Source organism: Malaciobacter marinus (assembly GCF_003544855.1).
GTDB classification, from domain to species: Bacteria; Campylobacterota; Campylobacteria; order Campylobacterales; family Arcobacteraceae; genus Malaciobacter; species Malaciobacter marinus.
On record NZ_CP032101.1, the window covers coordinates 1 to 13,723 of the forward strand.

Consider the following 13,723-nt stretch of genomic DNA (forward strand, 5'->3'; position numbering starts at 1 on the left):
ATGACAAATAAAGAGTTTTTAGCAATTATTAAACAAGAATCTACAGCATTAGATTATAATAGATATTTAAAACAGCTAGTTTACAAAAAAATTTCATCTGATGAAAAAATAGCTGTATTTGAAGTATCAAATAAATATATTGCTTCGTGGATAAAAAGTAAATATAGAAATCTTATACAACACTGCTTTGAAACTATTGATGGAACAAAACCAGAAATAGAGATAAAGGTTGCTGGTGAAAAGAAAACTAAAAAAGAAATTATTACTGAAAAACTAAAAAATGATACAGCTGAAAGTACGATATTAAACCCTTCATATACATTTGACTCTTTTGTAGTTGGGGGCTCAAATCAAATGGCTTACAACGCTTCACTTGCTGTATCAAAAAAACCTGGTATTCAATACAATCCATTATTTATTTATGGGGGAACAGGACTTGGGAAAACCCATCTTTTACAAGCAATTGGAAATGATGCAATTCAACAAGGAAGAACAGTTATTTATGTAACAATTGAACAGTTTATGAATGATTTTACTTTCTCAATTAAAAATAAAAACATGGAGCACTTTAGAAATAAATATAGAAAGTGTGATGTTTTACTAATTGATGATATTCAATTTTTAAGTGGAAAAGAACAGACTCAAGAAGAGTTTTTCCATACATTTAATGAACTTCATAATGCAAAAAAACAAATAGTTATGACATCAGATAGACTTCCATCTCAAATTGCTGGACTTGTTGATAGATTAAAGTCTAGATTTGAATGGGGATTAACAGCTGATATCCAAATTCCAGGACTTGAAACAAAAATTGCAATTATTGAAAAGAAATCTGAATTAAATGGAATTCATTTAAGTAGAGAAATTATTAACTTTATTGCAACTAATTTAGATAACTCAATTAGGGAAATAGAGGGTGTTCTTATTCGAATTAATGCAAGTGCTTCTTTATTAAATCAAGAGATTAATTTGGAATTAGTTCAAGGTTTATTAAAAGAGCAAATTAAAGAAACAAAAGAGAATATTAAACTACCTGATATTATTAATTTAGTAGCAAGTGAGTTAAATATTAAACCAAGTGATATAAAATCTAAAAAAAGAACTGCAACTGTAGCAAATGCTAGACGAGTAGTTATATATCTTGCTAGAGAATTAACTCATAACTCAATGCCTGATATTGCAAAGTTTTTAGGTATGAAAGATCACAGTTCTATTTCACATAATATAAAAAAAGCAAATGAGTTAATAGAAAAAGATGAAAACTTTAAATTAATCATCGAAAATTTGAAAAATAAGTTAATAAATAAGGAGTGGTAAAAATAAGTTACAGTAGATAGTGTGAAAAGGTGTGAATATAAACATTTTGTTATTCACTTTCATTTCGTACGATGAAATGGAAGTTTCAAAGGTATTTTCATCTTTTCACACACACTACTGCTACCACTACTTAAAAGAAATAATAAGAGGAGATCTAAGTGAAATTTATTATCACAAAAAATATCATTGAGAATATAGTTTCTTCAATGCAACCATTTTTAGAAAAAAAAGATGCAAGTGCTATTACTTCACATATATATTTAGAAGTAAACAATGATAAACTTATCATAAAAGCAACAGATTATGAGATTGGATTAGAGTCTCAAATCGAAGAACTAAATGAAAGTCTTAATGGAAAGGCAACTGTTAATGGTTCAAATTTATTAGGAATATTAAAAAGATTAAAAGATTTAGAAATAATTGTAGAAACAATAGAAAACAATTTAATTATTAGACAAAATAAATCTACTTTTAAATTGCCTATGTATGATCCTAATGAATATCCAAGTTTACCAAAACCTGATAATATAAATAAATTAGATATTAGTATGCTAAATTTAATTAATTCTATTAGAAAGATTACTCCTGCAATAGATAACAATAATCCTAAATTTGAATTAAATGGAGCATTAGTTGATATAAAAAGTGATAAAATAAATTTTGTGGCAACAGACACTAGAAGATTAGCAGTATCTCATTTACAAAATATATCAAATGATCAAAATCAATTTATAATTCCAAAAAAAGCAATAATAGAGATTCAAAAACTATTTTTAGATGATGCAACTGTTGCTTATGATTCTACTAATTTAATTATTTCAAATGAAAGAATGACTTTCTTTACAAAATTGATTAATGGAAAGTTTCCAGATTATGATAGAATAATTCCAAATAGTTTAAAATATAACTTCTCTTTACCAAAAGATATGTTAATTGAATCAATTAAATTAGTTACATCACTATTCTCAAATATAAAAATTACATTTAGTTCAAATACTATTGTATTTGAATCATTAGATGAAGATAGTGAATCAAAAACACAAATTGATATAGATCTAAATATAGAAGATACTTTTTATTTAGCAGTAAATGCAAAATACCTATTAGATTTTTTAAGTTTAACAAACAATGAAAATGTAAATATTGGTTTTAATGAATCAAACTTACCATTTTATTTAGAAGATGAAAAATTCTTTACAATTGTTATGCCAATAGTTTTAGAAAAATAATATAGTACATTAAAGAAGGAAAAATTAAATGAGTCAAGAATACGGCGCTAGTAATATTAAAGTTTTAAAAGGTCTTGAAGCTGTAAGAAAAAGACCAGGTATGTATATTGGTGATACAAACTTAAATGGTCTTCATCATATGGTATACGAAGTTGTTGATAACTCAATTGATGAAGCAATGGCTGGTTATTGTAAAAATATAAAAGTAACAATTACAAAAGATAATGTTATTAGAGTTAGTGATGATGGTAGAGGTATTCCAACTGAAATTCACAAAGGTGAAGGAATTTCAGCTGCAACAGTAGTTTTAACAGTATTACACGCAGGTGGAAAGTTTGATAAAGATACTTATAAAGTTTCAGGTGGATTACATGGAGTTGGTGTTTCAGTTGTAAATGCATTATCTAGCGAACTTAAAATGACTATTTATAGAGAAGGTAAAATTCACTATCAAGAGTTTTCAAAAGGTATTCCAAAAGCTCCTTTAGAAGTTATTGGAGATACAAGAAAAACAGGTACTACTATTGAATACTTAGCAGATGATTCAATTTTTGAAATAGCTGAATATATGTATGATACATTAGCTAAAAGATTTAGAGAAGTTGCATATTTAAATCCTTTTATTTCTATTACTTTAGAAGACGAAAGAACTAAGACAAAAGAAGTTTTCCACTTTGAGGGTGGTATTGCTCAATTTGTTACTGATTTGAACAAAGAGACTGCTTTATGTGATGCTATTTCATTCTCTGATAGAGTTGATGATGTTGAAGTTGATATTGCTTTGATGTATAACTCTTCATATACAGAAAAAACTATCTCTTTTGTAAATAATATTAGAACAATAGATGGTGGTACTCATGAAGCTGGTTTTAAAGCTGGTCTTACTAGAAGTATTGTTAAATATTTAAATAATAATGCAAATGCTAGAGAAAAAGATACAAAAATTACAGGTGATGATGTAAGAGAAGGTTTAATAGCTGTTGTTTCTGTAAAAGTTCCAGAACCACAATTTGAAGGACAAACTAAAGGTAAACTAGGTTCTTCTTATGTAAAACCTATTTCTCAAAAATTAACTGGTGAACAACTAGATAAATATTTTGAAGAAAATCCAACAGCAGCTAAATCAATAATGGATAAAGCTTTAATGGCAGCACGTGGTAGAGAAGCGGCTAAAAAAGCTAGAGATTTAACTAGAAAAAAAGATTCAATGACAGTTGGAACACTTCCTGGTAAATTAGCGGAATGTCAAAGTAAAGATCCAGCAATTAGAGAACTATATTTAGTTGAGGGAGATTCAGCAGGTGGTTCAGCAAAACAAGGTAGAGATAGAGTTTATCAAGCAATTTTACCTTTAAAAGGTAAAATTTTAAATGTTGAAAAATCTAGACTTGATAAGATTTTAAAATCTGATGAAATTAGAAATATGATTACAGCTCTTGGTTGTGGTATTGGTGAAGATTTTGATGATGAAAAAATCAGATATCATAAAGTTATAATTATGACAGATGCCGATGTTGATGGAAGTCACATTCAAACACTTCTATTAACTTTCTTTTTTAGATTTTTAAGACCTGTAATTGAAAAAGGTTATTTATTTATTGCACAACCACCTTTATATAGATATAAAAAAGGTAAAAATGAGACTTATTTAAAAGATGACACTGCATTATCAATTTTTCTAATTGAAAATGGTTTAGAATCTTATGAGTTTGAAGGTTTAGGCTACAATGATTTAGTAGACTTATTTAAAACTGTTTCAAGATATAGAGAAATGCTTTTACAACTTGAAAAAAGGTACTCTTTAATTGAAGTATTAAAACATTTAATTGAAAAACCTGATTTAGTAAAATTAGATTATACTGCATTATATGAAGAAGTAAAAGGTTTCCTTGAAAATAAAGGTTATAATATATTATCAAAAAGTATAAGTGATAGTATGATTCAATTATTTGTTCAAACAAAAGAGGGGCTTGAAGAGCTTCTTATTGATGATGATTTATTTGCATCTCCATATTTTAGTGAGGCAACATATATATATTCAAGATTAGTTCAAAGAGATATTTCTATGTTTAAAAATGATTTAATTGATGAATTAGAATATATAGAAGGTTTAGCTAAAAAAGGTGCTTATATTCAAAGATATAAAGGTCTTGGTGAAATGAACCCAGAACAATTATGGGAAACTACAATGATACCTGAAGATAGAAGACTTCTTCGAGTTACTATTGAAGATGCAGAAGTAGCAAGTGATACATTTACACTATTTATGGGTGATGAAGTAGAACCAAGAAGAAATTATATTGAAGAGCATGCAAAAGACGTAGAACACTTAGATGTATAAAAAGAGGAATATATCCTCTTTTTACTCTCCTTTTATCTTTCAAAATTTTTAATTATTTGGAGCTTATATGAGAAAAAAAAATCTCTTATCTTATGAAGCAAAAATAGTTTTAGCAATAATTATTTTACTTTTACTGATTTTTTTACCAATACCTTTTTTAGATACAACTATAAAAATAAAAGATTATTTTATAGTAAATTATGAAAAATATATTTCATCTTATCCTATTTGGATACAAATAATAGCAGTGATTACTCCTATTGTTATATTTATAATTATTAAGGTATTTCAAAAAAATAGATGTAAATATACAGAAGATGTATTTTATGGTATAAAATGGACTTGGTCTTGGAATAAAGATAAAGTTGTAAATTTGAAGTGTTATTGTCCTTCTTGTAATGAAGAACTTTATTATGATGATACAGTTGCTTATGAAAATTCAACAGTTAGAAAATTTGAGTTTATTTGTGATAATTGTAATAAAGCAGTTGGTACTATTGCAAATGAAAATCAAAATTTGCGTTCTTCAAAGATTATAAATAATGAAATTCAAAGAATTATTAAAAAAAGAGTATCACAAATGTAAGATGGCAATATTGCCATCTTTTTAAAATTTAGAATTGTTATTTTGCCAGTTCTTTTTTGCTAAAATTTTTTCTTTTATTTTCCAAACTTTTTTTATGTTTTTATTTTCTATATAAAAAAGTTCATATAAAGCATAATTAATATTTGATTGTTTTATTTCACTTACACTTAAAACAAACTCACCATTTGCTAATATCATATGGTTTTTTATATAAGTATTATCTTTAATAATCTTATCATGAATATATTTTTTTATTAAATTTTTGTTATTTTTTGTTGAATTTTTATTTAAAACCTTTGTAGGTAAGCCATTAATTAAATCTTTATTTTTAATAGTTTGTATATTGTCCCAATGCTCAACAATTAGGCCATTTTCAAATCTAAAAATATCAATAATATGCATATAAGTATTATCTTCTCTTGATAATGTTTGTGCGATTACATAATTTTCATCTTCAAATACTCTAATTACTTTTGTTTCTATATCTTTTGTTGATAAATAATCAAGATAAGCTATCAATCCATCTTTTTGATCTTTTGCATATAAATTATGTTGAATATATTTTTTATCACTTACATACTTTAATACACTTCTATCTTGATTTTTAGTAAATGCTTTTTCTAATAACATTACTACTTTTTGTGAATTTGATATCTCTTTTGCATTGATATTTAAAACAAAAAGTGATGATAAAAAAGATATAGACAATATCAATTTTTTAAAATCCATTTTTACTCCTATGGTAATTTTTTGAAATTATATTTTTTTAGCTTCATTTAGTAAAGGTTAATTTGGTATAAAAAATGGTAAAAATCAAACTAACAGCTATTTTTCTCTTTAAATTTGCTAGGAGAGATATTTGTGTGTTTTTTAAAAAATTTTATAAAGTTTGTAGTTTCTATAAAACCCAATTCATAGGCTATTTGTTTTATGGCGCTATTAGTAGTAATTAATTTTCTTTTTGCTTCAAGTATAATATAACTACTTATTAATTGTTTTGCAGTTAAATTTGTTTTTTGTTTACATATAGTATTTAAGTGTTTTGAACTTATATTTAATAAACTACTATAATAATTTACACTTCTATTTTTATAATAGTTTTTGTGGAAAAGATTTTTGAACTTATTATATATATCATTGTATTTTTGATTTATATTATTTTTGTTTTGTTTACTAAACTCTTCTTTTGCTTTTAAGATTAAGTAATTAAATAAAGTGCTATTTAGTTTTTCTTTATACTGATAGGATTTTTTATAATCATTATGTAATTGTTTAAAAATAGTTTGATAATCTTCTTTGCAATTATAAAGAATAGATGGTTTTAATAATATATTAAAAATAGAGTCATTTAAACTAAGAAAATTTCTTTTTAAAAACTCATCAGTAAAAAGAATAATATAACCTTCATAATTAGTAGTTTTGCTAAAACTATGTATTTGCTCTTTTGATAAAAAAATCATACAATTATCTTTTACATTGTATTTTTTAAAATCAATAAAATGATAATCCAAAGCTTTTGTAAAATATAAAATATGATAAAACTTAATTCTATGAGCTTTAGTCATAAAATGAGTATTTAAATCTATATTTTTAAATAACTGCTTAAAAGTTAATATTTCAAAGCCGTACTCTTTTAATTTATGTAAAAACTCTACTTCTAATAAATCTTTCATAAATAGATTATAAAGAATTAATCATAATAAAGCAAACTACATAATCTTATAGTAAAATATAAAAAACTTTAGGAATAGTTATGATTATTGAAAATTTAGACCATTTAGTACTAACAGTTAAAGATTTAGATAAAACAGTAAAATTTTATACTGAAGTTTTGGGAATGAAAAAAGAGATTTTTAAAGATACTAGGATTGCTTTAAAGTATGCAAATCAAAAAATAAATCTGCACAAGCTTGGAAGTGAGTTTGAGCCAAAAGCTACAAATGTAAAACAAGGAAGTGCTGATTTATGTTTTATTGTAAAAGATGATATAAATGATGTATTTAAATTTTTACAAAAAAAAGCTATAAAAATTTTAGAAGGTCCAGTTTTTAGAACAGGAGCATTAGGAGATATTTATTCTATTTATATAAATGACCCAGATGGAAATTTGATTGAATTATCAAATTATATAAAAAATAATGACACTAAATTGTCATTTTAAAACTTGAATAATAGGTATTTTGATAAATATAGTGTCAAAAATATAAAAAATATAAAAAAGCTATTTTTTACTATATAATTTAATTATTATTTTTTAAATTTATGATATTATTTAAAGTATATTTTAAAACTATACTTAAAGGGATATTTATGTATGCTAAACAAATAAGTTTAAATGAGAAGTTAGATATTGCAAAAACTAGTGAAAATCTTGATGAATTAAAAGTTTTAGCAGATAGCGAATCAATGCTTGTAAGACGTGCAATTGCTAGAAATATAAATATTGATGAAGATATTGCAAATTTATTAACTTTTGATCCAGTCTTAAATGTAAGTTATATGGCATCTAATAATCCAAAATGTACACAAAAAAGAGATTTTTCTAATTACTCACTGGTTGGTTGTGTAGTGTGTGATAAGGATGAAAGAGAACTAAATTGTGTAGAATGTCAAAATAAAAAAATTTATTAAATCTATTTATTTAAATAACTAAAGATTTTTATACCTGCTACACTTGTAAGTAAGTTTTTGATAAAATTGGCAAAAATAAAATATTAAAGGTTATTTAAATGGAAATGAAATATGGCGAAAAAGAGATTGTTGAATTTGATATTAACAATGAAGAGCATTATTGGCCAAATAAAAATGAAAAAAACTATATTATAAATATTGAATTACCAGAGTTTATGGCAAAATGTCCAAGAAGTGGATATCCTGATTTTGCAACAATTAAACTTCAATATACTCCAAATAAAAAAGTAATCGAATTAAAAGCGTTAAAGATTTATATTAATACTTTTATTTATAGAGAAGTTTCACATGAAAATTCTGCAAATGAAATTTTTGATACATTGTATGAAAAATTAGAGCCTAAATGGATGAAAGTAGTTGCAGATTTTAAACCAAGAGGGAATGTACATACTGTAATAGAAATAGACAGCGCAAAAATGTAAGGATAAGTCTTGGAGAGATTAGTAACTACTTCTCAGGCGGCTCAAATTCTTGGGCTTTCTCTTCAAGGTGTACACTATAGAATAAAGAACAATCAATTAAAATCTATCAAAAAATCTGGGAAAACGTATGTTTACATAAGTGAACATGTAGAAGATAAATCTAAAGAAAATGAAAAACCTGTTGAAATTATAGAAATAAAAGAGTTGATAAAAGTAAAAGATGAACAAATAGATTTACTAAAAAAAAATATGAAGTGGATGAAAAAACAGTATACTTCAGAGATTATAAGACTTGAAAAAAATCAAAAAAAAATCATAGAAGTTTTTAATAGAGAAATAGATTTATTACAAAGTGCATTTAATGAAATGCGTTCAATTTATAAGCCACAAATACAAAATCAAAAAAAAACCCAAGAAGCTGAAGAAAAAACTCAAAAACCAATAAATGATGAAATAAGATATATAACTTTACAAAAATTTACAAAAATGATGAAAGCTTATGGTAAATCTGACTTAGAAATTAAAACTATAATTTTAACAGGTGTTAAAAGTAAAGATCATAGGTTTTTATATGATAAAAAAAGTAAAAAAGTAATAATAAAAGATAGTGATTTTAAAGATTTTTTATAAAGTAATAAATTTTAAGCAAAAAAAAAGAGTGCTTTATAGCACTCTTCTCCAGATACCCAAACACACCATCAAGTAAGGTGCCTTGCTGTGTTCCCACCCTGGGGCATTGTCTTAAATGATGATTGCAAAGGTCTAAAGAAGAGCACTCAAAATAGTAAACTATTCTCAGTGCTTCTCTTTAAGAGATGTATTCTAACTAAATAAACTTAAAAAAAATTTTAAAAAAGACTGTTTTAAGGAAAATTGGATATAAATTTGGTCTATTTAAAAAAAAGAGTTTAATTTGGGAAATAAAATTAGTATATTAGGAATTTTATCTTTAACTTTTGCAATGTTTATTTGGGCAAGTTCTTTTATTGCTTTGAAAGCTGCTATGAATGAATATGGAGCACATACAGTTATTTTTGTAAGAATGGTTTTTGCATCTATGTGTTTTTTGATTTTTATTAAAAGTTTTTTAAAATATGACTTTACAAAAAAAGATATATTACTTATACTTTTATTAGCTTTATTTGAACCTTGTTTATACTTCTTATTTGAATCAAAAGCATTACAATTAACTACTGCTTCACAAGCAGGGATGATTGCTTCTTTAATGCCTTTAATTACCTCTGTTGCAGCTGTTTTTATATTAAAAGAGTTAATTTCAAAACAATTTATCTTTGGTTCAATTTTAGCTGTATTTGGTGCTATTTGGTTAAGTTTAGAAGCAACATCAAGTATCACTGCACCAAACCCAATGCTTGGTAATTTTTTAGAATTTTTAGCAATGACATGTGCTGCTGGTTATACAATTGTCGCAAAACATTTAACTTATAAGTTTTCTGCAATATTTTTAACAGCTGCACATGCTTTTATAGGAACAATATTTTTTCTGCCTCTTGCATTTTATGAACTTACTACAACACCTTTTGTTTTTAAACTTGAAGGTTTTTTATGGACAGCTTATTTAGGTGTTATTGTAACTTTAGGTGGTTATGGTTTATATAATTATTCATTAACTAAAATAAATGCTTCTAAAGCTTCAATTTTTATGAATTTGATACCTGTATTTACTTTAGTGCTTGCCTATTTTATTTTAAATGAAAGATTAAGCTATATTGAAATTACTGCATCAATTGTAGTACTTTTTGGTGTATTTATTTCACAAATTAAAATTGTAATTCCTAAAACTATATTTAATTTATTTAATAAACAATAATGACATATATTAGTCTATTTTTCATATCTTTTATTTCAGCAACCTTATTACCAATGGGAAGTGAGGCTTTTTTAGTTTTTAATATCAAGGAAAACTATAATATTTATTTACTCTTACTCTTTGCTACACTTGGAAATACTTTAGGTTCTTTGTTAAACTATTTTTTGGGTTTAAAAGGTGAAGAGTATTTAGAAAATAAAAAATATTTAGATAAAAAAAAGATTGCAAAATATAAAGTTTTTTTTGATAAATATGGAGCTTTTTCATTACTTTTATCGTGGGTTCCTATTATTGGAGATCCTTTGACATTTATAGCAGGTGTTCTAAAATATAATTTAAAGTTTTTTATACTTATTGTATTATTTGCAAAGTTTATAAGATATCTATTTGTTACATTAGTGACTTTATCTATTATTTAATAGTTGCTTGTAGGAAGAGTTATAGTAAATCTTGCACCTTTGTAAGAATCACCTTTTATATTAATTGTTGAATTTTCAACTTTTATATTTCCCTTCATATGTTTAGTAATAATTTCTTTACTCATATAAAGCCCAATTCCTGTTCCTTGTTTCTCTTTTTTTGTACTAAAATATGGTTCAAAAATTTTATTAGTAATTTTAGGTGAAATTCCACCTGCATTGTCTGTTATTATGATTTTTACTCTATTTTTTGTTTGTTTTGTTTCTATTACAATAATTTTATGATTTTGTTCTTTTTTTACAAGTTCATCTCTTGCATTATTTAAAATATTTATTAATACTTGAATTAATTCATTTTCTAAACCAAAAATTTCAATTTCATCAATATTTTTTTCTATATCAATACTTTTTGCTTTAAATTGTGCACTAATTAAAGATAGACTTTTCTCAAATACATCTGTTGTTGTAAATTTTTCTTTTGTTTTATTTGGTTTAAAGAAGTTTTGAAAGTCATCAATTGTTTTTGATAAGTGTTTTGTAGCTTTAGTAATTGCATCTACACTCTCATCTAAATCTTTATCAGTTAAGGTACCAAACTCTTTTTGCATTTTAATACCACTTGAAACAGTAGATATTAAAGATAAAGGTTGTCTCCATTGGTGGGCAATATTTCCTATCATCTCCCCCATTGAGGCCATTTTTGATTGTTGAGCTAATAAACTATCTTTTTTTCTATTTTTATTCATCTCTTCATATATTTTTTCTTTATATTTTAAGAAACGTTTTTTAAGAATATTTGATATATAAAAAGAAATTACTAATAGTATAATAGTAATTATTATACTTATAATTAAAATATTTACTACATAAGATTTATTTCTATTTTTTACTTCTTGTTTTTTTTCTTCTAATATTTTTGTAAATTCATTTTTATAAAAGCCTGTACCAATAATCCAATTCCATGGTTTAAAACTTTTTATATAAGAGGTTTTTTCATTTTCAATATTATCTTTAAAACTTTGATTATATGTTATAAAGCCATCATTATCTTTTGCTTTTTTTATGATTTTGTCTAATAAAATATTCTCTTTTTGTTTTTGTAGTTTTGATTGTTTAATATTATTGTGAACTAATATATTTTTATCAAAATCAAATAAAAAAATATATCTTTGATTTTTCTCATTCATCTTTTTTATATATTTTATTATCTCATCTTTTATATCATCTTCAAAATCTTTTATATATTCACCTGTACCAATTGTAATATTTAAAGGTTCAAAATATTTATAAAAAGATATTTTTTTATAAATTCTTTTTCCTTCATTTGTAGGTTTACTCCAATAGTAAATATCAAATCTTTGGGTTTTATTTTCTATAGTTTCTATTATTGTTTTTACAAATTCATAACCTTTAGCATCTTTTAGATTTATATAATTTTTATCTTCAAGGTTTTTGTTTAGTGGATAAAGCCTATTATTGCCTTTAATATCATGGATAAAATAATAACCTCTTTTGTCATTAAATCTAACTTCTCTTAGTGCATCTTTAATCATTTTACAAATTTCAGAGTTAGTTTTAGATTTATTCTCTTTATAGATGTTTGTAGCAATAGCATGAGCTTCATTTACTCTACTTTTTAATTGAGCTTTTAAGGTCTCTTCACTTCTATCTTTTTTATATAAAATATACTCATAAATTTTTTCAACTTCAAGTTTAATCTCTTTTTGTCTATGTATAAAAAATTCATATTCAATCTTTTTAATGTCTTCTTTGTAGATGTTTTGGTTATTTAAAATAAGTAAATAAGTAGTTATTGTAGATAGTAAAAGTATAAATAATAAAGGAGCATATTTAATAATACGTAAAATATTTTTTTCATTACTTTTAAACATGCGATATTATAGTGTTTTTTTTATTAATTTTTACATATAAAACTCTTTTAAGATTTCATCGTTTTTAGAAAATAATTTATAAGTTGTATTATTATAGTTAAACTCTAGATAATTTGCATGTAACCAAAGCCTATAACTACCTGTTTTTTCATATCTTTTTTTATCATCAAGCTCTTTATTTAAATAAGCTTCTGCTATTTCATCATCAATTCCATAGATAGGATCTCCTATTATTCTATGACCAATAGAATATAAGTGAACTCTAATTTGATGTTGTCTTCCTGTATGTGGAATTGCTTCTACTAATGTTATGTTCTTTTTACAATTATAATTTAATGGCTTAACAATAGTTAATGATTTTTTTCCTTTTTGGGAAGTTTTCATCCTAACACCAATATTTTCCCCCTCTTTTTCTAAATAGTTTTCTATAGTAATATCTTTTTTTAATTCACCTTGAACTATTGCAAGATATGATTTTTTATACTCTTTTTCAATAAACATATCTTTTAGTCTTTTTTCACTTTGTTTATTTTTACAAACTATTACAAGCCCAGATGTTTCAGCATCAATTCTATGGGCTAAATTTGCATTGTTTCCAAAATGATAACGAATCTCATCTAATAAAGAGTATTTTGTGTTTTTTGAAATTGGATGAACCATTAGTTTTGTTGGCTTATCAAATAAAGCAAAATCTTTAAATTCAAGCAATGGATTAAGACCTCTTGTATGTCCCTCAAACTCTGCTATATATATACTATTTGTATTTATTTTTTCATTTAAAATAAATGGTTTTTGGTTTTGGTCAAAAACTCTTGCTCTACTTATATACTTTTGCGCTAACTTGGGCTCTATCTTTAAATCTTGCAGTAAAAAATGTTGTATTTTTTTGCCTAAAATAGCTTTATATTTTTTTAAAATAAAAGGCACAAACTTTTCCTAAAAATTAAGTTTAAATTAACCAAGATTTAATGAAAAACTTTGGCTAACTTAGTTAA

At 24.4% G+C, this 13,723-nt stretch carries 14 protein-coding genes and 1 other RNA gene; 10 read left to right on the forward strand and 5 right to left on the reverse strand.

Translation table 11 applies throughout. From position 1 onward, the window contains the following. From dnaA to AMRN_RS00020, 4 genes are all read left to right on the forward strand, one after another. Entirely contained in the window at window positions 1–1,317 is a 1,317-nt protein-coding gene (gene dnaA / locus AMRN_RS00005; protein WP_079578164.1) for a chromosomal replication initiator protein DnaA, read from the forward strand. A 158-nt stretch (window positions 1,318–1,475) separates the two neighbouring features. After that, on the forward strand, window positions 1,476–2,546 hold the full coding sequence (dnaN, locus tag AMRN_RS00010; RefSeq protein WP_099310668.1) for a DNA polymerase III subunit beta: 1,071 nt from the start codon (window positions 1,476–1,478) through the stop codon (window positions 2,544–2,546). A 28-nt stretch (window positions 2,547–2,574) separates the two neighbouring features. After that, window positions 2,575–4,887, forward strand: a complete 2,313-nt coding sequence (gene gyrB / locus AMRN_RS00015; protein WP_099310667.1) for a DNA topoisomerase (ATP-hydrolyzing) subunit B — start codon at window positions 2,575–2,577, stop codon at window positions 4,885–4,887. Between the two features lie 67 nt (window positions 4,888–4,954). Then, complete coding sequence (locus AMRN_RS00020) at window positions 4,955–5,473, forward strand: hypothetical protein (protein WP_099310666.1); 519 nt, start codon at window positions 4,955–4,957, stop codon at window positions 5,471–5,473. A 21-nt stretch (window positions 5,474–5,494) separates the two neighbouring features. Here the strand turns inward: AMRN_RS00020 and AMRN_RS00025 are convergent, their stop codons facing one another. Together AMRN_RS00025 and AMRN_RS00030 are read right to left on the reverse strand one after the other, a co-directional pair. Continuing rightward, a complete protein-coding gene (locus AMRN_RS00025) occupies window positions 5,495–6,202 on the reverse strand; it encodes a nuclear transport factor 2 family protein (RefSeq protein ID WP_099310665.1) in 708 nt (235 codons plus the stop codon). Window positions 6,203–6,291: 89 nt separating this feature from the next. Then, a complete protein-coding gene (locus AMRN_RS00030) occupies window positions 6,292–7,146 on the reverse strand; it encodes an AraC family transcriptional regulator (protein WP_099310664.1) in 855 nt (284 codons plus the stop codon). 80 nt (window positions 7,147–7,226) lie between these two features. On the opposite strand from AMRN_RS00030, the gene AMRN_RS00035 reads away from it, so the two are divergent. The 4 genes from AMRN_RS00035 to AMRN_RS00050 all read left to right on the forward strand — a co-directional run bounded on the left by AMRN_RS00035 (window position 7,227) and on the right by AMRN_RS00050 (window position 9,216). Next, window positions 7,227–7,634, forward strand: coding sequence for a VOC family protein (locus AMRN_RS00035; protein ID WP_099310663.1), 408 nt, complete (start codon window positions 7,227–7,229; stop codon window positions 7,632–7,634). A 149-nt stretch (window positions 7,635–7,783) separates the two neighbouring features. Further along, entirely contained in the window at window positions 7,784–8,104 is a 321-nt protein-coding gene (locus AMRN_RS00040; RefSeq protein WP_099310662.1) for a hypothetical protein, read from the forward strand. A 104-nt stretch (window positions 8,105–8,208) separates the two neighbouring features. After that, entirely contained in the window at window positions 8,209–8,586 is a 378-nt protein-coding gene (gene queF, locus AMRN_RS00045) for a preQ(1) synthase (RefSeq protein ID WP_165375136.1), read from the forward strand. Window positions 8,587–8,595: 9 nt separating this feature from the next. After that, complete coding sequence (locus AMRN_RS00050; protein WP_099310660.1) at window positions 8,596–9,216, forward strand: DNA-binding protein; 621 nt, start codon at window positions 8,596–8,598, stop codon at window positions 9,214–9,216. Window positions 9,217–9,258: 42 nt separating this feature from the next. Here AMRN_RS00050 and ffs read toward each other — a convergent pair. Next, window positions 9,259–9,355: signal recognition particle sRNA small type (ffs, locus tag AMRN_RS14410), an RNA gene on the reverse strand. A gap of 144 nt (window positions 9,356–9,499) precedes the next feature. On the opposite strand from ffs, the gene AMRN_RS00055 reads away from it, so the two are divergent. Together AMRN_RS00055 and AMRN_RS00060 are read left to right on the forward strand one after the other, a co-directional pair. Next, window positions 9,500–10,417 carry a DMT family transporter gene (locus tag AMRN_RS00055; RefSeq protein WP_228150804.1) on the forward strand — a complete coding sequence of 306 codons (918 nt, stop codon included), beginning with the start codon at window positions 9,500–9,502 and terminating at the stop codon, window positions 10,415–10,417. Then, window positions 10,417–10,836 carry a YqaA family protein gene (locus AMRN_RS00060; protein ID WP_099310659.1) on the forward strand — a complete coding sequence of 140 codons (420 nt, stop codon included), beginning with the start codon at window positions 10,417–10,419 and terminating at the stop codon, window positions 10,834–10,836. Before AMRN_RS00055 ends, AMRN_RS00060 begins: the two co-directional genes overlap by 1 nt. Here the strand turns inward: AMRN_RS00060 and AMRN_RS00065 are convergent. Together AMRN_RS00065 and AMRN_RS00070 are read right to left on the reverse strand one after the other, a co-directional pair. Next, window positions 10,833–12,728 carry a sensor histidine kinase gene (locus AMRN_RS00065; protein WP_099310658.1) on the reverse strand — a complete coding sequence of 632 codons (1,896 nt, stop codon included), beginning with the start codon at window positions 12,726–12,728 and terminating at the stop codon, window positions 10,833–10,835. The two genes, AMRN_RS00060 and AMRN_RS00065, sit on opposite strands and share 4 nt — an antisense overlap. A gap of 30 nt (window positions 12,729–12,758) precedes the next feature. Continuing rightward, the gene (locus tag AMRN_RS00070; protein ID WP_099310657.1) at window positions 12,759–13,655 is read right to left on the reverse strand and encodes an RluA family pseudouridine synthase; all 897 of its coding nucleotides are present in this window, start codon (window positions 13,653–13,655) and stop codon (window positions 12,759–12,761) included. Window positions 13,656–13,723 lie beyond the last annotated feature (68 nt).

Bases quoted from the DNA above. Each gene is read 5' to 3' on its own strand.
- dnaA (WP_079578164.1), top strand. From the start codon at position 1: ATGACAAATAAAGAGTTTTTAGCAATTATTAAACAAGAATCTACAGCA.
- gyrB (WP_099310667.1), top strand. From the start codon at position 2,575: ATGAGTCAAGAATACGGCGCTAGTAATATTAAAGTTTTAAAAGGTCTT.
- AMRN_RS00020 (WP_099310666.1), top strand. From the start codon at position 4,955: ATGAGAAAAAAAAATCTCTTATCTTATGAAGCAAAAATAGTTTTAGCA.
- AMRN_RS00025 (WP_099310665.1), bottom strand. From the start codon at position 6,202: ATGGATTTTAAAAAATTGATATTGTCTATATCTTTTTTATCATCACTT.
- AMRN_RS00030 (WP_099310664.1), bottom strand. From the start codon at position 7,146: ATGAAAGATTTATTAGAAGTAGAGTTTTTACATAAATTAAAAGAGTAC.
- AMRN_RS00035 (WP_099310663.1), top strand. From the start codon at position 7,227: ATGATTATTGAAAATTTAGACCATTTAGTACTAACAGTTAAAGATTTA.
- AMRN_RS00040 (WP_099310662.1), top strand. From the start codon at position 7,784: ATGTATGCTAAACAAATAAGTTTAAATGAGAAGTTAGATATTGCAAAA.
- queF (WP_165375136.1), top strand. From the start codon at position 8,209: ATGAAATATGGCGAAAAAGAGATTGTTGAATTTGATATTAACAATGAA.
- AMRN_RS00060 (WP_099310659.1), top strand. From the start codon at position 10,417: ATGACATATATTAGTCTATTTTTCATATCTTTTATTTCAGCAACCTTA.
- AMRN_RS00065 (WP_099310658.1), bottom strand. From the start codon at position 12,728: ATGTTTAAAAGTAATGAAAAAAATATTTTACGTATTATTAAATATGCT.